This window comes from Bradyrhizobium sp. ma5, assembly GCF_042258955.1.
GTDB lineage: Bacteria > Pseudomonadota > Alphaproteobacteria > Rhizobiales > Xanthobacteraceae > Bradyrhizobium.
The window spans coordinates 2,779,572-2,799,862 of the sequence record NZ_CP170156.1 but is presented as its reverse complement, the minus strand read 5'-3'; the positions used below and the strand labels follow the sequence as shown (position 1 = coordinate 2,799,862).

The 20,291-nt window shown below is 64.4% G+C and carries 18 protein-coding genes; 9 read left to right on the top strand and 9 right to left on the bottom strand.

What is annotated here, in order from left to right:
- Positions 1 to 121: 121 nt before the first annotated feature.
- The 5 genes from ACE103_RS12885 to ACE103_RS12865 all read right to left on the bottom strand — a co-directional run bounded on the left by ACE103_RS12885 (position 122) and on the right by ACE103_RS12865 (position 4,974).
- Positions 122 to 547: a globin family protein gene (locus ACE103_RS12885; protein WP_375779726.1), complete on the bottom strand. Its 426-nt coding sequence runs from the start codon at positions 545 to 547 to the stop codon at positions 122 to 124.
- A gap of 79 nt (positions 548 to 626) precedes the next feature.
- Positions 627 to 1,421 carry an ABC transporter ATP-binding protein gene (locus ACE103_RS12880; protein ID WP_375779725.1) on the bottom strand — a complete coding sequence of 265 codons (795 nt, stop codon included), beginning with the start codon at positions 1,419 to 1,421 and terminating at the stop codon, positions 627 to 629.
- Positions 1,422 to 1,433: 12 nt separating this feature from the next.
- Complete coding sequence (ntrB, locus tag ACE103_RS12875; RefSeq protein ID WP_375779724.1) at positions 1,434 to 2,336, bottom strand: nitrate ABC transporter permease; 903 nt, start codon at positions 2,334 to 2,336, stop codon at positions 1,434 to 1,436.
- A 61-nt stretch (positions 2,337 to 2,397) separates the two neighbouring features.
- On the bottom strand, positions 2,398 to 3,714 hold the full coding sequence (locus tag ACE103_RS12870) for a CmpA/NrtA family ABC transporter substrate-binding protein (RefSeq protein WP_375779723.1): 1,317 nt from the start codon (positions 3,712 to 3,714) through the stop codon (positions 2,398 to 2,400).
- A gap of 345 nt (positions 3,715 to 4,059) precedes the next feature.
- Complete coding sequence (locus ACE103_RS12865) at positions 4,060 to 4,974, bottom strand: intradiol ring-cleavage dioxygenase (protein ID WP_375779722.1); 915 nt, start codon at positions 4,972 to 4,974, stop codon at positions 4,060 to 4,062.
- 142 nt (positions 4,975 to 5,116) lie between these two features.
- Here ACE103_RS12865 and ACE103_RS12860 point away from each other — a divergent pair, with 142 nt between their 5' ends.
- The 3 genes from ACE103_RS12860 to ACE103_RS12850 all read left to right on the top strand — a co-directional run bounded on the left by ACE103_RS12860 (position 5,117) and on the right by ACE103_RS12850 (position 9,445).
- Complete coding sequence (locus ACE103_RS12860) at positions 5,117 to 6,391, top strand: serine hydrolase domain-containing protein (protein WP_375779721.1); 1,275 nt, start codon at positions 5,117 to 5,119, stop codon at positions 6,389 to 6,391.
- A 176-nt stretch (positions 6,392 to 6,567) separates the two neighbouring features.
- Positions 6,568 to 8,025: a sensor histidine kinase gene (locus tag ACE103_RS12855; RefSeq protein ID WP_375781099.1), complete on the top strand. Its 1,458-nt coding sequence runs from the start codon at positions 6,568 to 6,570 to the stop codon at positions 8,023 to 8,025.
- A gap of 100 nt (positions 8,026 to 8,125) precedes the next feature.
- Positions 8,126 to 9,445, top strand: a complete 1,320-nt coding sequence (locus tag ACE103_RS12850) for a dicarboxylate/amino acid:cation symporter (protein WP_223968112.1) — start codon at positions 8,126 to 8,128, stop codon at positions 9,443 to 9,445.
- Positions 9,446 to 9,495: 50 nt separating this feature from the next.
- Here ACE103_RS12850 and ACE103_RS12845 read toward each other — a convergent pair whose 3' ends face one another.
- Complete coding sequence (locus ACE103_RS12845; RefSeq protein WP_143046883.1) at positions 9,496 to 9,807, bottom strand: hypothetical protein; 312 nt, start codon at positions 9,805 to 9,807, stop codon at positions 9,496 to 9,498.
- Positions 9,808 to 10,375: 568 nt separating this feature from the next.
- Between ACE103_RS12845 and ACE103_RS12840 the strand changes: the two genes are divergently transcribed.
- Complete coding sequence (locus ACE103_RS12840; protein WP_016844123.1) at positions 10,376 to 10,771, top strand: helix-turn-helix domain-containing protein; 396 nt, start codon at positions 10,376 to 10,378, stop codon at positions 10,769 to 10,771.
- 437 nt (positions 10,772 to 11,208) lie between these two features.
- Complete coding sequence (locus tag ACE103_RS12835; protein WP_375779720.1) at positions 11,209 to 11,547, top strand: hypothetical protein; 339 nt, start codon at positions 11,209 to 11,211, stop codon at positions 11,545 to 11,547.
- Positions 11,548 to 11,596: 49 nt separating this feature from the next.
- On the opposite strand, the gene ACE103_RS12830 is transcribed toward ACE103_RS12835, so the two are convergent.
- On the bottom strand, positions 11,597 to 13,363 hold the full coding sequence (locus ACE103_RS12830) for a carbamoyltransferase (protein WP_375779719.1): 1,767 nt from the start codon (positions 13,361 to 13,363) through the stop codon (positions 11,597 to 11,599).
- A gap of 248 nt (positions 13,364 to 13,611) precedes the next feature.
- Here ACE103_RS12830 and ACE103_RS12825 point away from each other — a divergent pair, with 248 nt between their 5' ends.
- From ACE103_RS12825 to ACE103_RS12810, 4 genes are read left to right on the top strand one after another with little or no spacing between them, the layout of a single operon-like run.
- Complete coding sequence (locus ACE103_RS12825; protein WP_375779718.1) at positions 13,612 to 14,667, top strand: LLM class flavin-dependent oxidoreductase; 1,056 nt, start codon at positions 13,612 to 13,614, stop codon at positions 14,665 to 14,667.
- Positions 14,668 to 14,700: 33 nt separating this feature from the next.
- A complete protein-coding gene (locus ACE103_RS12820) occupies positions 14,701 to 16,308 on the top strand; it encodes an amino acid adenylation domain-containing protein (protein WP_375779717.1) in 1,608 nt (535 codons plus the stop codon).
- Entirely contained in the window at positions 16,305 to 16,622 is a 318-nt protein-coding gene (locus tag ACE103_RS12815) for a hypothetical protein (protein ID WP_375779716.1), read from the top strand. The genes ACE103_RS12820 and ACE103_RS12815 overlap by 4 nt, the downstream gene beginning before the upstream one ends.
- Positions 16,623 to 16,632: 10 nt before the next feature.
- Positions 16,633 to 17,880 (top strand): hypothetical protein, encoded by a 1,248-nt coding sequence (locus ACE103_RS12810; RefSeq protein WP_375779715.1) that lies wholly within the window; start codon positions 16,633 to 16,635, stop codon positions 17,878 to 17,880.
- Between the two features lie 44 nt (positions 17,881 to 17,924).
- On the opposite strand, the gene ACE103_RS12805 is transcribed toward ACE103_RS12810, so the two are convergent.
- Both ACE103_RS12805 and ACE103_RS12800 read right to left on the bottom strand, forming a co-directional pair.
- On the bottom strand, positions 17,925 to 19,007 hold the full coding sequence (locus tag ACE103_RS12805) for an isocitrate/isopropylmalate dehydrogenase family protein (protein WP_375779714.1): 1,083 nt from the start codon (positions 19,005 to 19,007) through the stop codon (positions 17,925 to 17,927).
- Positions 19,008 to 19,116: 109 nt separating this feature from the next.
- The gene (locus ACE103_RS12800) at positions 19,117 to 20,187 is read right to left on the bottom strand and encodes an alcohol dehydrogenase (protein ID WP_375779713.1); all 1,071 of its coding nucleotides are present in this window, start codon (positions 20,185 to 20,187) and stop codon (positions 19,117 to 19,119) included.
- Positions 20,188 to 20,291: the final 104 nt, after the last annotated feature.

Here is a 20,291-nt window from a genome sequence, read left to right as displayed (position 1 = left end):
TCGTCATTGCGAGGAGCGAAGCGACGAAGCAATCCATCTCTCGACAAATCGAGGTATGGATTGCTTCGCTTCGCTCGCAATGACGCGGATAGAGCTTGCGCTCAAAGCGGAGCCAGCCGCCTTACTCCGCCGCCTGCGCGCTGCCGTAGGCTTCGGAAATCATGTAGCCGGACAGCGTGCCGTAGGCTGCGGTCCATGCGGCGGCGACGTCGGGCGTCCAGGCTTCGCCGAGGCCTTTCTCCAGGGTCCACAGCAATGCGCCGCCGACCACCGGATAATGCTCGGGCTTGGCGCCATAGCCGGCATGGCGCTTGGCGAGCGCGCTCGCGGCGGGAAGCACCGACGGCAGATTGCTCAATCCATTGACGACGACGGCAAGCGTTCCCATCAGCTTCTTGCGCTGTTCGGTCATATCTGAGGGAAACATCGCCTTGACGCCGGGTGCGACCTCGAACAGACGGTCATAGAAGATGACCGCCGCCTGCTCCGAGATTGGTGCGACCTTGGCGAAGGTCTCCTGGACGAGCTTGACCTGGTCTTCCGTCATGTGTGCCTCCGTGCACGCAGCTTCCTCGCCGCGCCATTGCGGCGAGGAAGAAAAAGGTCTCACGTGAGCGAGGCGCTACTCATGCCGCCTCGACGAAGCTGTGGCGCTCATAGAGGAATTCGAGCACGCGCTGCCGGCACTTCAGGTAGCCGGGATTGGTCGCGAGCTCGAGCCGCTTGCGCGGACGCCCCAGCGGCACCTCGAGCACCTCGCCGATCCGTGCGCTCGGGCCGTTGGTCATCATGACGATGCGGTCCGACAGCAGCACGGCCTCGTCGACGTCGTGGGTGATCATCAGGATGGTGTTGCCGAGCTTCTGGTGCAGCGCCATCACCGAATCCTGCAGATGCGCCCGGGTCAGCGCGTCGAGCGCGCCGAACGGCTCGTCGAGCAGCAGCACCTTCGGCTCCATCGCGAGCGCACGCGCGATGCCGACGCGCTGCTTCATGCCGCCCGAGATTTCGCTCGGCCGCTTGTCCTTGGCATGCGCCATCTGCACGAGACTCAGATTGTGCATCACCCAGGCGTCGCGCTCGGCCGGGCTCTTGGTCCTGGCAAACACCTTGTCGACGCCGAGCTTGACGTTCTCGTAGACGGTCAGCCACGGCAGCAGGCTGTGGTTCTGGAACACCACGGCGCGATCCGGCCCCGGCGCGTTGACCTCGCGGTTCTCCAACAGCACGCCACCATTGGTGGCGCCGGTAAGGCCGGCGACGATGTTGAGCAGGGTCGACTTGCCGCAGCCGGAATGGCCGATGATCGAGACGTATTCGCCCTTCTCGATGGTCAGGTTGATGTTCTTCAACACCTCCGTAGTGGCGCTGCCGCGGGTGAAAATCTTGTCGATGTGATCGAGCTTCAGATAGGCCTGCATGACTGGTCCTCCTCAGTTCGCAGCCGTGCCGCGGGTCACGATCTTGCCGAGCCCAGCAATGAGCCGGTCGAGCACGAAGCCGATGATGCCGACATAGAACAGCGCCAGGATGATTTCGCTGATGTGCGAGGAATTCCACGCATCCCAGATGAAGAAGCCGATGCCGACGCCGCCGATCAGCATTTCCGCGGCGACGATCGCGAGCCACGACAGCCCGATGCCGATGCGCAGGCCGGTGAATATGTAGGGCGCAGCCGCCGGGATCATGATCTTGGTGAAGAACTCCAGCGGATTGAGCTGCACCACGGCGGCGACGTTGCGGTAGTCCTGCGGAATGTTGCGGATGCCGACCGCGGTGTTGATGATGATCGGCCACACCGAGGTGATGAAGATGACGAAGATCGCCGAGGGCTGGCCGTCGCGGAATGCCGCGAGCGACAGCGGCAGCCAGGCCAGCGGCGGAATCGTGCGCAGCACCTGGAACAGCGGATCGAGCCCGCGCATCGCCCAGACCGATTGGCCGACCAGCGTGCCGAGCGCGATGCCCGCGATCGCCGCCAGCGAATAGCCGTAGGCGACGCGCTGAAGGCTGGCGGAGAGATGCCAGAACAGACCCTTGTCGATGCCGCCATGGTCGAAGAACGGATCGAGGATCAGCTCCCTGGTGTCCTTGAACACTTTTGAAGGCGGCGGCAGGCTGGAGCCGGCGCGCCGGCAGATCAGCTCCCACACCACCAGCAGCAACGCGACCACGATCAGCGGCGGCACCACGCGCGCCGCGGCCTCCTTCGCCATCTTTGCGTAGGTTTCGGCACGCGGCGCGCGCTTCGGCGTCATGGTCACGACCGGCGCCGCGGCAGCGGCCGGCGGAATCGCCACCGCCGACATATCGGTCTTCATGGCAGGCATCGACATTGACAGACTATCTCCGTGGTCGAAGAACGGGCCGCGCAACGTGCGGCCCTATGGGCTCAACTCAGACGTCGACACGCTTGATGGACAGCGACTTCAGGTACGCGGCGGGATCGGCGGGATCGAACACCTTGCCGTCGAAGAAGATCTCCTTGCCGCGCGAGGTCGAAGTTGGAATCTCCGATGCCGGCACGCCGAGCTCCTTGGCGGCCTCCTTCCAGAGATCCTCGCGGTTGACCTTGGCGATCAGCGCCTTGGTGTCGAAGCCCGCCTCATACTTGCCCCAGCGGATGTCCTCGGTGAGGAACCAGAGGTCGTGGCTCTGGTAGGGGTAAGATGCGTTATCCTTCCAGAACCGCATCTGCTGCGGCGAGTTCTCGACCACCCGGCCGGTGCCGTAGTCGAACTTGCCCTTCATGCGATCGGTGATGTCCTCGACCGGGCAGTTGATCCACTGCCGCTTGGCGCAGATCGCGGCGGTCTCCTCGCGGTTCTCCGCCTTCTCGCACCATTGCTGGGCTTCCATCACCGCCATCAGCAGCGCCTTCGCGGCCTTCGGATTCTTGTCGACCCAGGCGGCGCGCAGGCCGAACGATTTCTCCGGATGCTTGTCCCAGAGCTCGCCTGTCGTGATCGCGGTGTAGCCGATCTCCTGATGGATCAGCTGCAGATTCCACGGCTCGCAGACGCAGAAGCAATCCATCGTGCCGACCTTCATGTTCGCCACCATCTGCGGCGGCGGCACCACGATGGTCTCGATGTCCTTGTCGGGATCGATGCCGCCGGCGGCGAGCCAGTAGCGAATCCACAGATCATGCGTGCCGCCGGGGAAGGTCATCGCGGCCTTCACCGACTTGCCGGAGGCCTTCTTCTTCTCCAGCGCCGTCTTGAACGGCGCGGTGTCGATGCCGACCTTGAGATCGGCATATTCCTTGGCGACCGAGATGCACTGACCGTTCAGATTGAGCCGCGCCATGACGTACATCGGCGTCGGCTGATTGTTCTGCGTCACCTTGCCGGCCGAGATCAGATACGGCATAGGGGTCAGGATATGCGCACCGTCGATGCCGTTGCCCTCGGAGCCGAGCACGAGATTGTCGCGCGTGGTGCCCCAGGAGGCCTGCTTCTGCACCTCGACATCGGGCATGCCGTATTTGGCGAAGATGCCCTTCTCCTTGGCGACGAACAGCGGCGAAGCATCGGTGAGCGCGATGAAGCCGAGTTTGGCTCCCTTCACTTCCGGGCCGGCGCCTTGCGCGAATGCGCCGGCGGGAAAGTTGAGCTTGGCTGCGGCGAGCAGCGCGGCGGCGCCGCTGGTGGCCTTCAGGAGCTGGCGACGGCTGATCGCGCGGCCTGGGGGCTTGTTGCTGGGCTTGGTCATCGGTCGTCCTTTGCGTCGTTGCATTACGGTGTTGCGTCTTTGCGTCGAGCACCGTCCGTCGGGTGGCGACGCGCGCAGGGCGCAAAAGGGCATGCACCGGGGATGCCCCGGACTGGCGGCGTCAGAAATCCGATGGGGTGGCCTCGAGGGACGGCTTCAATGGCGTCGGCACATGACTATTCAAGCCTTGTGCCAAGCTACCGCAGTGCAAAAATCGATTTTATCGCAATGTTTTGCGCAGCTTGTCGCATCGCGCGCGGAGTCTCCGTGCGCTGCCAAAAAATGCGATCCGCCCAATTCTTGTGCGCCGCACATGAATTGGGCAGAGCGCTTGAACGACGGTGATCAGGCGTTTTCGGCGACCTTGGTGCCGAGCGGCGCAGGCGCCATTCCGCCGCCAGGCTTCACGCGAAATTCGTAGGTCATCAGGCTCCACGGGCCATCCGACCGCTGGCCATCGGGCATCACGGGATCGGTGCGCTGCTCGACCTTGGCGATCAGTTCGTCCTTCACGCCGAACACGACATCTGAATCGATGTATTTGTCGCCTTCCATAAACACGTGCGTGATCAGCGGCTCATAGCCCTTGGCGTTGACCAGGAAGTGGATATGCGCCGGCCGCATCGGATGACGGTTGGTCTGCGTGATCATCTGCCCGACCGGACCGTCAGTCGGGATCGGATAGCTGCACGGCACGATGGTGCGGAAGAAGAAGCGGCCGTCCGCGTCGGTGATGAAGCGCGCCCGCGACGACGGACCTTCGGTGGCATAGCTCGGCTTCTGCGAGTCATAGAACCCGTCGTCGTCCGCGTGCCAGATATCGACCGGCACATTGGCCAGCGGCTTGCCGTCGAGATCGGTGACGCGGCTCTGCACGAACATGCGCTCGCCGGACAGGCTTGCCGAAACGTCGGTGCCGTGCGGCGTCACCTTGTGCTCGCCGACATAGAACGGGCCGAGCACGGTGGTCTCGGTCGCGCCGTCGCGATCCCTGTGGTTGACCGCATCGACCAGCATCGACACGCCGAGCACGTCGGACAGCAGGATGAATTCCTGGCGGATGTCGGTGCACTTCTGCCCGGTGCGGGTCAGGAAGCCGATGGCGTGGTCCCATTCCTCGAAGGTGAGATCGGTCTTGCGCACATAATCATGCAGCGACTTCACCAGTTCCTGCAGCAGGAACTTGGCCCGCGGATCGGGCGTCTGGTCGAAGCTACGGATGACGGCTGTGGTGAGCTCGGTTTCGTTGAACTGGGTCATCTCGGCGTTTCCCGTATCCCTTGAGGGCGTGATTGCAGGGCGACCGTACACTACCGGCCCGGTGCCGGTAAGCGGCGGCCGATTGCTGCAGCGGACACTTTTCGGCTATCAAGGCTGCCTCGCCAGCCGGAGAAAATGCCCGATGTTAGCTCCCACGCCTGCCTCGCCCGAATCCGCGGGAATGTCGACCACCGCCCTCAACCGCCTCGAAGCGCATTTGAAGAGCCGCTACATCGATTCCGGCCGCTTTCCCGGCACCCAGGTCCTGGTCTACCGCCGCGGCAAGATCGTGCATTCCACCGTCCAGGGTTTTGCCGATCTCGAACGCAAGGTGCCGGTGAAGGACGACACTATTTTCCGCATCTATTCGATGACCAAGCCGATCACCTCGGTCGCGTTCATGATGCTGGTCGAGGAAGGCAAGGTGGCGCTCGACGAGCCGGTCGCCAAATACATTCCGGAGTGGAAGAACCTCGGCGTGTTCGTCGCCGGCACCGCGCCCGCCTTCCTGACCCGCCCACCGACCCGGCCGATGCTGATCGTCGACCTGCTGCGCCACACGTCGGGCCTCACCTACGGCTTCCAGCAGCGCTCCAATGTCGACGCCGCCTATCGCGAGAAGAAGATCGGCGAGGTCATCAAGGCCGGCACGCTCGACAGCATGATCGAGGACCTGGCGAAGATCCCGCTGGAGTTCTCGCCGGGTGAAGCCTGGAATTACTCGGTCTCCACCGACGTGCTCGGCTATCTCGTCGGCAAGATTTCAGGGATGCCGTTCGAGCAGTTCCTGAAGGAGCGCATCTTCAAACCGCTCGGCATGAACGACACCGACTTCTTCGTGCCGGCCGACAAGGCGCACCGCTTTGCCGCCTGCTATTCCGCCGACCCGCAAGGCGGCTTCAACCCGCTCGCGGCCGAGCGCAAGGGCACGCTGACGCTGCAGGACGATCCGGCCTCCAGCTCGTTCCTGTCGCCGCCCTCGCTGGTCTCGGGCGGCGGCGGGCTGTGCTCGACCGCGGCCGACTATCTGACCTTCTGCCGCGCGCTGCTCAACGGCGGCGAGCTCGGCGGCGTCAGGCTGCTCGGCCCGAAGACGCTGAAGCTGATGGCCAGCAACCATTTGCCCGGCGGCGTCGACCTGCCGGCGATGTCGCGCTCGATGTTCGCCGAGGCCGCCTATAACGGCATCGGCTTCGGCCTCGGTTTCGCCGTCACCATGCACCCGGCGCAGACGCTGATCGCGGGCAGCCCGGGCGAATTCAACTGGGGCGGCGCCGCGACGACGTCGTTCTTCATCGATCCGGCCGAAGAGCTGATCACGATCTTCATGACCCAGGTGCTGCCCTCGAGCGCCTATCCGCTGCGGCGCGAGCTGCGCACCATGGTCTACGCCGCGATCACCGAGAGCAATCTCTGACCAAAAGTTCTTCCGCGGCGTACGGTGTGCGCCGCGGAATTTTTCCGATTGCCGGCCATTTCCTTTGGCGGACTTTTCCCGCTTCCCCTAAGCTCACCGCAAACGGGCACCGACCCGGGGACCTCGTGCCGAAACTGACATTGCCAGTGCGTCTCGCGCTTCTGGTCGCGGGGACGATGTTGCCGCTGATCGTTTTCGCGGTCGGGATCGTCTTCCACAACTACCAGCGAGATCGTCAGGCGGCTACGCAGCGCGTGCTGGAGACGGCGCGCAGCATCCGCCTGCTGCTCGATGCGGAAATGCAGCGCATGACCGGCGGGCTGCAGGTGCTGGCGCTGACCAACTCGCTGCGCAACAGCGACTTCGACAACTTCCGCCGCGTCGCGGCCGGCTTCCTCGACCAGTACGGCAAGGACGGCGTGGTGCTGGTGGCCGACCGCAGCGGACGCCAGGCGTTCTCCTCGCTGACGCCGGACACCGCGAGCCTGCCGCCGCGCAACAATCTCGAGATCGTCGAGAAGGTGTTTACGACGCGGCAGCCGCAATACTCCAACCTGTTCTTCGGCGAGGTGAAGCAGCAACTGATCATCACGGTCGAGGTGCCGGTGATCCGCGACGGCGAAGTGCTGTACGACATCTCCTTCAGCCCGCCGATCGAGGTCTTCCAGGCCATGATCGAGCGGCAGCGCCTGAACCAGGACTGGACCATCTCGATCTTCGACGGCGACGGCGTCAACCTCGCTCGCGTGCCGAATCCGCAGGCAACCATCGGACAGCGCGCCTCGCCAACGTTGTTTGCCGAGATGTTCCGCCGCAGCGAGGCGACACTGCCGACCGTCTCGCTCGAAGGTGTGGCGCTGATCACGGGCTTCACCCGGTCGCGCGTCACCGGCTGGACCGTCGCCGCTGGGATCGCCGAGAACTCGCTGGTGGCGCCGCTGTGGCGTTCGCTTGCGATCACCAGCGTGATCGGCGGCGTCCTGCTGCTGGTCGGCCTCGGCTTTGCGGTGCGGATGGCGACCACGATCGCGCGCGGCGAGATGCTGCACGACCTGCTGATCGAGGAGCTCAACCACCGCGTCAAGAACACGCTGGCGATCCTGCAATCGATCGCCACGCAGACCTTCCGCAGCGCGAGCCGCGCCGAGCGCGACAAGTTCGAGGGACGGCTCGGCGCACTCGCCGAGGCGCACAATTTGCTCTCCACCGACAAATGGCAGGGCTCCGACCTGCAGGATGTGGTCAGCCGCGTGCTGCGGCCCTATCTGCTGAACGCCTCCGAACGGGTCAGGATGTTCGGGCCGCGCGTGCCGCTGTCGCCCCGGCTTGCCTTGGTGCTGTCGATGCTGCTGCATGAGATGGCGACCAACGCCGCCAAATATGGCGCACTGTCCAACGACACCGGCACGGTGACCCTGGATTGGGAGATCCTCGCGGACGGCCCCGGACCGATGCTCCGGTTGATCTGGACGGAGGCCGGCGGCCCACCGGTCGCGGCGCCGGTGCAGCGCGGCTTCGGCTCCCGGCTGATCGAGCGCAGCGCCCGCGACCAGCTCGGCGGCGAGGCCACGGTGGATTTCCTGCCCCACGGCGTCGTCTACACGGTGACCTGCACCCTCGAAACCGGCGAATGACCGGGCAAATGGCCCCAATCCTGCGACATCTTGGCACGCAAGTTGCTAAGATGGGGCGGGATCGGCCGGCAAGAACACCGGCCAAAAACAGGGGGAGTTCATGTCGACCATCGCCGCGGACGCTACAGTTGCACGCAAGCCGCTCTACACATCGCTGTTCGTGCAGGTGCTCGTCGCGCTACTGCTCGGCATCATCATCGGCATGGCCGCACCCGATTTCGCGATCGGGCTGAAGATCTTCAGCGATGCCTTCCTGAAACTGATCTCGATGATCGTGGCGCCGATTGTGTTCTGCGTGGTGGTGCACGGCATCGCGGGCGCCGGCGACCTCAAGAAGGTCGGACGCGTCGGCGTCAAGGCGCTGGTGTATTTCGAGGCGATGACGACGGTCGCGCTCGTGGTCGGCTTGATCCTGGCCTACTTGTTCGGACCCGGTCACGGCATGAACATCGATACCTCGACGCTGGATGCCAAGGCGCTCGGCAGCTATGCCAGCAATGCGCAGAAGCTGAAGGGCGAAGGCATCGGCAGCTTCCTGCTCAACATCATCCCGAGCACCTCGTTCGACGCGCTGTCGCGCAACGACGTGCTGCAGGTGTTGTTCTTCGCCATCATCTTCGGCGTCAGCCTGGCGCTGGTCGGCGGCGAGAAGGGCGAGAAAATCTCCTCGTTCATCGACGCGGTCTCCACCGTGCTGTTCCGCGCCATGGGCCTGATCGTGCGCTTCGCGCCGATCGGCGTGCTCGGCGCCGTCGCCTACACGGTCGGCAAATACGGCGTCGGCTCGCTGAAACAGCTGCTGTCGCTGGTGGCGCTGTTCTACGTCTCGGTCGCGATCTTCGTGCTCGGCGTGCTCGGCGGGGTGATGGCGCTTGCCGGCATCAATATCCTCAAGTTCCTCGGCTACCTGCGCGAGGAGCTGATGATCGTGGTCGCCACCGCATCCTCCGACGCGGTGCTGCCGCAGGTGATGCGCAAGCTGGAGCATTTCGGCGTCAAGGATTCGGTGGTCGGCCTCGTGATTCCGACCGGCTATTCGTTCAACCTCGACGCGTTCTCGATTTATCTGACGCTGGCAGTGGTCTTCATCGCGCAGGCGACCAACACGCCGCTGTCGTTCGGCGACCTGCTGCTCGTGCTCGGCGTGTCGCTGATCACCTCGAAGGGCGCGCATGGCGTGCCGGGCTCGGCGATCGTCATCCTGGCGGCGACGCTCAACGCCGTGCCGAGCATCCCGGCGATCGGCCTCGTGCTGGTGCTCTCGGTTGACTGGTTCATCGGCATGGCGCGCGCCGTCGGCAATCTGATCGGCAACTGCGTCGCCACCGTCGTGGTCGCAGCATGGGAAGGCGACCTGGACCGGGACAAGGCCCGTCGCGTGCTCGAAGGCGCTGATGCGGTCGACGTCACCGCGGGCTGAGCCACGCGATGCTGGGCGGCGGCGTCCCGCGCATGGCGCGGGGCGCCGGCTTACTTGATCAGCCGCAGATACGGCGGCAACTGCCTGGTTGCCGGTTCCTGTACCGGCTCGTCCGACGCGATCATGTCACACAGCGCCTTCAACTCGGAATCCGTCACCTTGTGCAGCTCCATCCGCAGCTCGAGGATGGCAAGGGACAACAGCCGCGCCGTTTCCGTGTTCGCCCGGTCAGTCAGAAATGCCTGACATTCTTCCAGGGTTGCCAGCAGCGCCAGCAACCGTTCTTCCGTATTTGCGACCGGCATATCTTCCACTCCCGAAGCCGCGAGGTAGAGTCGAGGTGTTCCCCTCTTCCGCTTCATTTGGCCTCTCCTGCCAGAGTTCGCCGGCTTTCCGTAGGCGCACAATTGTTCCCGATGATTCAGAACTTTTAGGCAATTGTCCAGCAACATTCCGAAAGCCTGACTTGGACTTACGTCAAACTTTTCGCATTGGCGGCGCTTCCGTCAAGCAACCGCAGACCGTCGCCGCGACCTCAGGATGCACTAGCTGGGGTTGCATCCATACTAGGACGCTCGTACAATATTGGCTGCCCGTAGAACTACGGGCGAGTGCAATGCCGCCCAGTAAGCATGCGCGCAAAATCTGTGTCGATCAAACTCGCGCTAGTTGTGGTTTGGTCAATATTTTGCCAAATGTAGAGGGCGGGGTGTCGATAGACACCTTGGCGCGGTCGACTTCAGGTAGTCGACCGAGTCGGTACTTGGGTGCTTCCGATGCACATCTGCGTTTGGATACCATCCCGCGATCTTCTTGGATTTCGTCGTTCAGACGAACTGACGATCCACTCGAGCTTAACGCGGTACATCATGAACGTGTCCCTGACCCGACCGGGCCAGGGATTCTCGATTTGAAGGACGGGTCACAAGAATGAACAGATCAGCAGCAAAGAAGATGAAGCAGCGCAGCGCCGGCAAGCCGGACATTGAGTTGGGCAAGCGGATTCGTCTGCGCCGTGTCGAGCAGAAGATCTCGCAGGCGGAACTCGGCGACAAGCTGGGCGTCAGCTTCCAGCAGGTCCAGAAGTACGAGAAGGGCGTGAACCGCGTCGGCGCCGCCCGCCTTCAGCAGATCGCGACCGCGCTGGACGTGCCGGTGACCTTCTTCTACGACGGCGACAACAAGGCCCGCGAAGTTGAGAGCCTGCTGTTCCTCGACAGCGCGTTCAGCCTCCGGTTGCTGCGCGCCTACAGCAAGATCAAGGATCAGACCGTGCAGCGCCAGCTGGTGTCGCTGATGGAATCGATCGCCGCCAACGAAGACTGAACGGTAGCACAGGTACGATCGCGATACCGCGAACGCGATCGACCAAGGCGAGCGGATCGGCCGCGACCGGTCATTGGGATCGCCACGCGCCGGTCGAACCGGGAAGATATCGAAGCGCTGCCATCGGCGATGGCAGCGCTTTTTCTTTGACCGTTCGGCACCTCTCAAGGCTTCGTGATCCAGGCGCCCGGTTGCACATCTGCGCCGGCCTTTCCAGCTCACGCTCAGGCTGTAGATCTCATGCAGCGCATGCGAGCGCGACCCGTCGCCATTCTGTCGCGCGGCCAATTGTCGCCCGCGCACCGAGCGACCTCACAACTCCCGCATTTGCTGCGTTGAACCGGCGTCGCCAGAACCGAGTGCATGTGCCTGGCTTTTTTGTCGCAGCAACGAAGCGGCCACACGGACGTTTTCAGGCTTCAACCAAGGAGATCTCAATGAATATCAAGCTTGCAATTATTGGACTGGCCGCGCTCGGAAGCGCAGCGTTGACGTCCGGTGCGGCATCGGCGATGCCGAACGGGCTTCCGCAGGCCAGCCACATCGCAGGCGAAACGTCCAATGTCGACAAGGTGCGCCAGGTCTGCGATCGCTGGGGCCGCTGCTACTGGCAACCGGGCTATGGCTACGGACCGCGCCATCACGGATGGCATCATCGTCCGCACGTCTATCCCCGCCATCATCACGGGTACCGTCACCACGGCGGACATCATGGTGGCGGCCATCACGGCGGTGGACATCACGGTGGCGGACATCACGGCGGACACCGGCGCTAATCATCCGCGAGGGGGCTTCGGCCCCCTCACCTATTCGCGCCAGTGCCGGCTACCTCTGTCCCACGCGGCGGACGAGCACGTTCTCGAGGAAGAGATACTCGATGCCGGTGCCGAGGAACGTGTCGATGGCTTCGCGCGGTGTGTTGACGATCGGCTGCCCCTTCACGTTGAAGCTCGTGTTCAGCACCATTTCGCGGCCGGTCGCCCGGCCGACCGCCCGCAGCAACGCGTGGAATTCCGGATTGTCCCTGACGCCGACCGTCTGCACGCGGGCCGAGCCGTTGACATGCGTGATCGCCGGCAGCGCGGCGCGATGTTCGGGGCGCACGTCGGCGGTCATGATCATGTAGGGAAGCTCAAGCCCCTTCGGCACCTCGAACCAGTCTTGCACCTGCTCGAGGCTGACCGCCGGCGCGAACGGGCGGAAAGCCTCGCGCATCTTGACCATCGCGTTGATGCGGTCGCGCATGTCAGGATGACCGGGATCGGCCAGGATGCTGCGGTGTCCGAGCGCGCGGGGGCCGAACTCCATGCGTCCGCGGTACCAGCCGAGCACGCGTCCGGCGGCGATCAGCCTGGCCGCCGCCGCGCAGGTCTCGTCGAGATCCGGAAAGCGCGTGATCTCGATGCGGCCGGCAGTGTCGGCCAGCGCCCTGTAAATCTCGGTTTGCGCGGGTGCGGGGCCGAGGAAGGGGACCGGCATCCGCACGTTCTTTACGCCGCTGTCGCGCGATGCCGACCAGAGCGCGGCGCCGAGCGCGGAACCATCGTCGCCTGCTGCCGGCTGAACGTAGATCTCGTCGAACAGGCCGGACTGCAGCAGGCGGCCGTTGGCGGTGCAGTTAAGCGCGACGCCGCCCGCCATTGCGAGCCTGCGCAGGCCGGTGCTGCGGCCGAAATGGCCGCAGATGTGGAGCATGACACTGTCGAGGCATTCCTGCAGCGCCGCGGCGACGTCGCGATGGTCGTCGGCGACGTCGCCGTCGGGCGCGCGAGCGGGGATCAGATGCTCTTCGAGATGGCGTCGCGTCGCGCCGTAGGTTTCGCGATCATGGCGCTCGGTATTGAGGCGGAGCAGCGGAATCCTGATCAGGCCGTCGTCGCGCAGCTCTACGGTCCGCTCGAAGAAAGCACGGTGACGGGCGGGATCGCCGTAGGGAGCGAGTCCCATGATCTTGTATTCGTCGGAGTTGAAATCGAAGCCGAGATGCAGCGTCAGCGTGGAATAGAGAATGCCGATCGAATCCTGGGCGGTGATTTCTGCAAGCTTGTCGATCGCGTTGTCGTGCGCGTGATAGACGGTGACGGCGTGGACCTCGCCCATGCCGTCGAGCACCACCACCAGGCATTCGTCCCAACCGGAGGTGTAGTAGGCGCTGGCGGCGTGGGACAGATGATGGTTGATGTGGTGGACCTTGCTAGCCGGAAATCCGGGCAGGTGCTGATCGACCTGCGCGAGCAGTTTTTCGCGCGAGAACACCTCCCTGTATTGTCGGGCGGAGGTCGGATCCAGCATGAAGGCGGCCTTGTAGGGCGCATAGTCGAAGCCGTGAGAGATCACGTCGATGTCGGATGGCTTCAGGCCGGCGGTCTCCAGGCAGTAGCTGATCGCGCCGATCGGAAAATCACCGCTGTGTTTCTTGCGGTTGAAGCGCTCTTCGGCAGCACCGGCGACGATCCTGCCGCCGACCACCAGCACCGCAGCGGAATCGTGGCCCTGTGAGATCCGATATTCGCGCTCCTCCAGGCCCGGCCAATGCTTCTTCTTGAAGGGAATCGAGCTCTCGAATCCACTGATGCCGATTATTTTTGCCATGTTCAACACCCCCTGAACGGATCACGCTCAAGGGAAATTCGAGCAGGTGCCGCGGCATCGTTGCAGAGAGGCCGCGGAAATCAAGGTCCGCATAAGTGCAGTGCCCGCCCCCGAATAGTTGGCCGAGCATCCGTTCCCCGCTTGACGGAGTACCACCTTTGCGTCGGGGGAGCTCACGAACGCATCTGCTACGATGGCGATTCTCCACCAGCCACGGTGTTTCGACGCCTTTTGGACGGAGGTGGATGATGGATACGTTTTCCGACATTCGGTTCGAAGTCTTCAGCACGTGCCCGCAATCCGGCGCGGTGCAAGCGGCGGACTATGTCGAGCGGGTGAAGGCCGTCGCCCGCTGGAGCGAAGAGGCGGGCTGCAAGGGAATCCTGGTCTATACGGAAAACTCCCTGGTCGATCCCTGGCTCGTCTCGCAGGTGATCCTGCAGAACACCAAGGAACTCTGTCCTCTGGTGGCGGTGCAGCCGGTCTACATGCACCCGTACAGCGTCGCCAAGATGGTGAGTTCGTTCGCGCATATGTACGGACGCCGGCTCTATCTGAACATGGTCGCGGGCGGCTACACGACCGAGCTTGCGGCGCTCGGCGATGCGACGGCGCACGACAAGCGGTACGCGAGGCTCGTCGAATACACCGGCATCATCAAGCTGCTGCTGGAGAACGCCGGGCCGGTGACGCTCGAAGGCGAATTCCATGCCGTCCGCAATTTGAGGATGACGCCACCGCTGCCGCGTGAATTGCTGCCCGGCATATTCGTGTCGGGTTCCTCGGAAGCCGGGCTCGCGGCCGCCAAGACGCTGGGCGCGACGCCTGTAAAGTATCCCAAGCCGGCAGCAGAGTACGGGCAGGCGGACGCTGACTGCATCGGCTCGGGCGTGCGCGTCGGCATCATCGCCCGCGCGAGCGCCGAGGAGGCCTGGCGGGTCGCGCATGAACGCTTCCCGACCGACAAGAAGGGGCAACTGGCGCACAAGCTGGCCATGAAGGTCTCGGATTCGGCGTGGCACAAGCAGATGTCCGATCTCTCGGCCGAGACGGCCGCGACCCAGAACACGCCCTATTGGCTGGTGCCGTTCGAAAACTATAAAACTTTCTGCCCGTATCTGGTTGGCGACTACGGGGTCGTCTCCGACGAACTCGCGCGCTACGCCGCGGCCGGCTACGGGACGTTCATCCTGGACATTCCACCCAGCCGCGACGAACTGGCCCATACGGGCGAGGTCTTCGGACAGGCGCTGACGAAGGCCCGGCGACTGAAGTCATCAGCGCTTCGCGATCCCGGCGCGTAACGGCCCTCGCAGGCTAGATTGGGCAATTGTTCGATGGAGTTGCGCGCGGACGAATCACGGCGGGGATTGTGGACGGGCTTCCTGCGCTCGGCGAAGCTGTTTCCCGGCCGTCCTGCCGTCGTCACACAGGACACGTCGCTGTCGTATCGACAGCTGCGCGAGGTCGCCGTTCGCATCGCAGCCTGCATCCAGGCGCATCGCGAAGGGTTGTCGACGCGGCTGACCGCCGTATTCGCGCATCGCAGCGCGACGGCGTTCGCCGGCGTGCTCGGATCGCTTCTGGCCGGGAACGGCTACGTGCCGCTGAACCGCACCTTCCCGATCGCGCGCACCAGATCGATGCTTGTCCGTTCGGAATGCCGATCGATCATCGTCGATGCGGACTCCTTGCCGCAGATGGACGCGCTCATGGCGGGCGTGGACGAGCCGCTGCTCGTGATCGCGCCCGGTCTCGAGGACCCGCGCCCCTATCGCGAACGATGGCCGTTGCACATCATCGTCGGAGCTGCCGATCTCGAAGGATACGCCGGCTGGCGCGAGCCGGACGCGCGCGCGGACGCGATCGCCTATCTGCTGTTCACCTCCGGCAGCACCGGCGTGCCGAAGGGCGTGATGGTCGCGCACCGCAACGTCGCGGCCTATGTCGATCATGTCGCGGAGCGCTTCGCCATCACGGAGCTGGATGTCGTCTCGCAAACGTTCGACATGACGTTCGACCTGTCGGCTTCCGACATGTTCGTGGCGTGGGAAAGCGGCGCCTGCGTGTGCTGCCCCTCGCAGAAGACGCTGATCAATCCGGGGCGGTTCATCCGCGAGCAGGGATTGACCGTCTGGTTCTCGGTGCCCTCGATGGTCGCATTGATGAAGCAGTCCGGGCTGCTGAAGCCGGGAGGGTTTCCCTCGCTCAGATTGAGCCTGTTCTGCGGCGAGCCGCTGCCCGTCGCTAGCGTCGCGGCCTGGGCGATGGCGGCGCCGAACAGCGTCGTGGAGAACCTCTACGGACCGACCGAGTTGACCATCGCGTGCACCGGCTATCGCTGGGATCCGAAGCGCACGCCGGCCGAAGCGGAGATGGGCATCGTGCCGATCGGCGCGCCGTTCCCGGGAATGGAGGTGCTCATCGTCGACGAGCACTTGAACGAGGTCGCGCCGGGCGCGGACGGCGAACTGCTGATGAGCGGTCCGCAGATGTCGCTCGGCTACTGGAAAGATCCCGAGAAGACCGCCGCAGCCTTCGTCGTCCCGCCCAGACGGCGGGAAATGTTCTACCGCACCGGCGACCGCGTGCGCCGGCCCGCCGGCGACGGTCCCTTGACCCATCTCGGCCGCATGGACTCGCAGATAAAGATCCTCGGCCACAGGGTGGAGCTCGGCGAGGTCGAAGCCGTGGTGCGCGGGGCCTCGGGCGTCGACGGCGTCGTGGCGATCGGCTGGCCCATCACGTCGAGCGGCTACGGCGGCATCGAAGTGCTCATCGAAGGCGGGCCGGTTGATCTCGACGGGCTTCGCGCGGCGGTCGCCGCCCTGCTGCCGGACTACATGGTCCCGAGACGATGGCACGTCCGCAGCCGGCTGCCGCGCAACGCCAACGGCAAATACGACCGCAAGGCCATGCCGGCGGTTTTGGGAGACAGCCAATGAGCGGTCCGACCACGGATGACGTCCGCGCATTCTTCGGAGCCTTCCTCAACCAGAAGCTCCAGGACCGCGGACAGCGTCCGCTGCGCGATCTCCCCGATGATTACGACCTGCTGCTGTCGGGCGCGCTCGATTCGCTCGCCTTCGTCGAGATGATGATGGCGGCGGGTGAGCACTTCGACAGGGAGATCGATTTCGAGAACCTCGATCCAGAACAGATGACGCTGATCGGGCCGCTCTGCCGGTTCGTGTCGGAGCAATTGACGCAGCGTCGATTGCGAAACGGGCCGACCGGGTCGTCGCCGCCATTCGGCTAGGGAGGGATTGATGGCGGGGATCCGTGCGCCGGCGCAAATTCAGACACGCTCCAAGTATCACGCCGCCGATATGCTGCTCCGACTCCTGAAAAGCCGGCGGCGTCCTGCGTCCGCTCAAGCCGAAGCGGCAACGTGCTCCGGGAGCGCGTTGGCGCCGGCGAAGCAGCGGGAGGTCCGGTTCGCAGATTTCGAAAGCGTCGCGAGGCTGAAGGAACGCGGAGGCCTTGCGAAAGACAGCCTGGAGAACTGGGATCGGCTCTGGCGACAAAATCCGGCGATGGCCGCCGTCAAATCGCAGCCAAGCATGGGGTGGGTGCTGGAAACCGAGCAGGGGATTGTCGGGTACCAGGGAAACATTCCCGTGCTCTACCAGCTCGAAAGCCGAACGATATTCGCCGCGACCGCCGCTGGCTTGGTGATCGACCCGGCGTACCGCACCCGCTGCATCGGCCTGCTGGCTTCGTTCTTTCGGCAGCGAGACGTCGATCTCCTTGTCATCACGAATTCGACAGCATCGGTGGTCAATCAATCAAAAGCCCTTCATGCGAAGTCGTTGCCTGACCCCGACTACGACAAGATCCTGTTCTGGATCCTGGATGTCCATCGCTTCGCGCGGGTGCTCGCAGCGAAGTTCGACGTCGGGAGCGGAATGGAGTCTGTCGGAGCTTTCCTTGCCTCGTCGGCAATGCGTTTGGATTCGCTCCGCCGCGGACCACGGGGCCGTTCGACCAGCAAGGTGACGGAAATCGATGTGAGGGATATCGGGGACGAATTCGAAGCGCTGTGGCGACGCAAATTGGGCGAGGCCCCTCGGTTGCTGGCCGACCGAAGTCCCGCCTCTCTCAGGTGGCACTTCACGCTCCCTGGGAGCTCTTCGACGGTTGCCGTGCTTTGCTGCCATCGATTCCAGCGCTTGGCGGGGTATGCCGTCGTGCTGCATGCGGTCGACCGCGAGACAGGTTTGCGACGGTCGACGCTCGCCGACATCCTGGTGGAGCAGGATGACACAGACGTGACCGAGGCGCTGCTCGAGGCGGCCTATGCCAACGCGGTCGCGTCGGGCGGTCAACTCTTCGAGCTGGTCGGAGTGCCCGGACATATCCGGGAGATCCTGATGAGATGGAATCCCTACGTCAGGACTTACCCGACCGATCCGCTCGTCTACAGGACGACGGACGAGGGCCTGGCTCGCGCCCTCGAAGACGAGAACGCCTGGTACGCCGGCCCGTTCGACGGCGACGCAACGCTGCTGCCGTGACGGCTCCGCTGAGCCGGCGCGGCGTCGGCCCCCTCACCCTTGCGTTAAAGCGCCGCCAGCACGGCCTTCGCGACATCTGCGGTGCCGTTGCTGCCGCCGAACTCGAACGGCTTGATGCCGGCGGCATAGACCTTGTCGACGGCGCGCTCGATGCTCTCGGCGGCTTCAGCGGCGCTCTCCAGACCGTGCCTGTCGGCGAGCCAGTCCAGCATCATCGCAGCCGACAGGATCATCGCAGTCGGGTTGGCCTTGCCCTGCCCCATGATGTCGGGCGCCGTGCCATGACACGGCTGAAACACCGCGTAGCGGTCACCGATATCGGCCGACGGCGCCATGCCCATGCCGCCGATCAGGCCGGCGGTGAGGTCGGACAGGATGTCGCCGAACATGTTCTCGGTCACCATGACGTCGAAGTCCCAAGGGCGCTTCACCAGCGCGGCCGCAGCCGCGTCGATGTAGAGGTGATCGGCCCGGACTTCGGAATGACGCTTCGCGGTCTCGTCGAAGATGCTCCGGAAGAACGCGAACGCCTTGAACACGTTCGCCTTGTCGACGCAAGTCAGCCCGCCGCCGACGCGGCCGCGCGCCTTGCGGCGTTCGGCAAGCCGGAACGAGAACTCGAACAGCCGCTCCGAGGTTCGGCGCGTGATCACCATGGTCTCGCGCGCCTCGCTGTCGGTGACGACGCCCTTGCCCATCGAGGCGAACAGGCCCTCGGTGGATTCGCGGATCACGACGAGGTCGATGCCCTTCTGATCGGCGCCGACGATCGTGCTCGGCACGCCCGGGATCAATCGCGCGGGCCGCACGCCGGCATAGAGATCGAAGATCATGCGCAACTCGATCTGCGGCGCGATCTCGGTGTTGTCAGGGTAGCGCACCGACGGCAGCCCGCAGGCGCCGAGCAGGATCGCGTCGGCCTCCTCGCACAGCCGCACCGTGCTCTCCGGCATCGACTTGCCGGTTTGCTGGTAATGGCCAGCACCGGCCGGCGCCTCGGTGAAGCGGAATTTGAGACCGGACGACGCCTCGATCTTGCGCAGTACCTCGAGCGCCGGCGCCATCACCTCGGGACCGATGCCGTCGCCACCGAGAACTGCGATGTGAAGTGCTTCGTTGGCGGACATGGGAAGCTCCGAAAGATGACCGTCATTCCGGGGCGACGCGGAGCATCGAACCCGGAATCTCGAGATTCCGGGTTCACGCTTCGCGTGCCCCGGAATGACGGAAGTGAGATTACGGCGTCAGCACCGCACGCCCGACGAGCTGACCCTTGTGCAGATTCGTCAGCGCCTCGTTCGCCTTCGCCAGCGGCATCGGCGTGACCGGGATCGCCGGGATCTTCTTCGTCCGCACCAACTCGAGCAGCTCCTGTGTCTCGCGCAGATTGCCGACATAGCTGCCCTGGATGGTAACCGCCTTGATCGGGATCAGCGGCAGCGCCCAGGTCGCGCCGCCGCCGAACAGGCCGACGATCACGAGCTTGCCGCCCTTGGTCAGGCAGTCGAAGCCGAGTTGCGAGGTCTGGGCGTTGCCGACCAGGTCGATCGCGGCGCGGATCGGCTGCCCCGCTTTCTTGATGAGCTGCTCCAGCGCGTCGGGCGCCTTGCCGTCGACGGTCGCGAGCGCACCGGCAGCTTCCGCCGCCTCGCGCTTCCTGGCGTCGATATCGACCACGATCGCGCCCTTGCCGCCCATCGCCTTCAACAGCGAGAGCGCCATCAGGCCGAGACCGCCGGCGCCGAAGATTACGATCGGCGTGTCGAGATCCTTCTCGACCTTCTTCAGCGCGCTGTAGGTCGTGACGCCAGAGCAGGCGTAAGGCGCGGCCGTGACGGGATCGAGCCCCTTGAGGTCGAGCAGATATTTCGGATGCGGCACCGTCATGTGGTCGGCATAACCGCCGTCGCAATAGACGCCGAGCGCATTCGGCTTGATCGCGCACATGTTCTCGTCGCCGCCGAGGCAGGTCGGGCATTTGCCGCAGCCGAGCCACGGATAGGCCAGCGTGACATCGCCGACCTTGAGGCCGCCCTTGTCGGCGTCCTTCACATCCGGCCCGAAGGCGACGATTTCGCCGACCGTCTCATGGCCCATCGTGCGCGGCAGCGAGACGCCGCGGTCCTTCAGCGACAGCGGCTTGCGGCCATGGCCGAGATCATAACCGCCCTCCCAGATGTGCAGGTCGCTGTGGCAGACGCCGGCGGCCTTGACCTTGATTAGCACCTGCGTGCCCGACGGCTGCGGCGTCGGCTGATCGACCTCTTTCAAGGGGGCATTGAAATCGACGACCTGGAAACTCTTCATCGCTGTTCTCCCGAAGCTTGTTCTTGGCCCGGACCTTGCCACGCCTGCCCGCCCGGGACAAACGCTCAAGACCCCAATTTCGAGCAAGCCGCCATGCAGCTCGC

Coding starts and splice junctions, on each gene's coding strand:
- ACE103_RS12815 (WP_375779716.1), top strand. CDS start 16,305: ATGAGCGGTCCGACCACGGATGACGTCCGCGCATTCTTCGGAGCCTTC.
- ACE103_RS12805 (WP_375779714.1), bottom strand. CDS start 19,007: ATGTCCGCCAACGAAGCACTTCACATCGCAGTTCTCGGTGGCGACGGC.
- ACE103_RS12880 (WP_375779725.1), bottom strand. CDS start 1,421: ATGCAGGCCTATCTGAAGCTCGATCACATCGACAAGATTTTCACCCGC.
- ACE103_RS12820 (WP_375779717.1), top strand. CDS start 14,701: ATGGAGTTGCGCGCGGACGAATCACGGCGGGGATTGTGGACGGGCTTC.
- ACE103_RS12840 (WP_016844123.1), top strand. CDS start 10,376: ATGAACAGATCAGCAGCAAAGAAGATGAAGCAGCGCAGCGCCGGCAAG.
- ACE103_RS12885 (WP_375779726.1), bottom strand. CDS start 547: ATGACGGAAGACCAGGTCAAGCTCGTCCAGGAGACCTTCGCCAAGGTC.
- ACE103_RS12830 (WP_375779719.1), bottom strand. CDS start 13,363: ATGGCAAAAATAATCGGCATCAGTGGATTCGAGAGCTCGATTCCCTTC.
- ACE103_RS12835 (WP_375779720.1), top strand. CDS start 11,209: ATGAATATCAAGCTTGCAATTATTGGACTGGCCGCGCTCGGAAGCGCA.
- ACE103_RS12860 (WP_375779721.1), top strand. CDS start 5,117: ATGTTAGCTCCCACGCCTGCCTCGCCCGAATCCGCGGGAATGTCGACC.
- ACE103_RS12870 (WP_375779723.1), bottom strand. CDS start 3,714: ATGACCAAGCCCAGCAACAAGCCCCCAGGCCGCGCGATCAGCCGTCGC.
- ACE103_RS12810 (WP_375779715.1), top strand. CDS start 16,633: ATGGCGGGGATCCGTGCGCCGGCGCAAATTCAGACACGCTCCAAGTAT.
- ACE103_RS12865 (WP_375779722.1), bottom strand. CDS start 4,974: ATGACCCAGTTCAACGAAACCGAGCTCACCACAGCCGTCATCCGTAGC.
- ACE103_RS12850 (WP_223968112.1), top strand. CDS start 8,126: ATGTCGACCATCGCCGCGGACGCTACAGTTGCACGCAAGCCGCTCTAC.
- ACE103_RS12800 (WP_375779713.1), bottom strand. CDS start 20,187: ATGAAGAGTTTCCAGGTCGTCGATTTCAATGCCCCCTTGAAAGAGGTC.
- ACE103_RS12845 (WP_143046883.1), bottom strand. CDS start 9,807: ATGAAGCGGAAGAGGGGAACACCTCGACTCTACCTCGCGGCTTCGGGA.
- ACE103_RS12825 (WP_375779718.1), top strand. CDS start 13,612: ATGGATACGTTTTCCGACATTCGGTTCGAAGTCTTCAGCACGTGCCCG.
- ACE103_RS12855 (WP_375781099.1), top strand. CDS start 6,568: ATGTTGCCGCTGATCGTTTTCGCGGTCGGGATCGTCTTCCACAACTAC.
- ntrB (WP_375779724.1), bottom strand. CDS start 2,336: ATGTCGATGCCTGCCATGAAGACCGATATGTCGGCGGTGGCGATTCCG.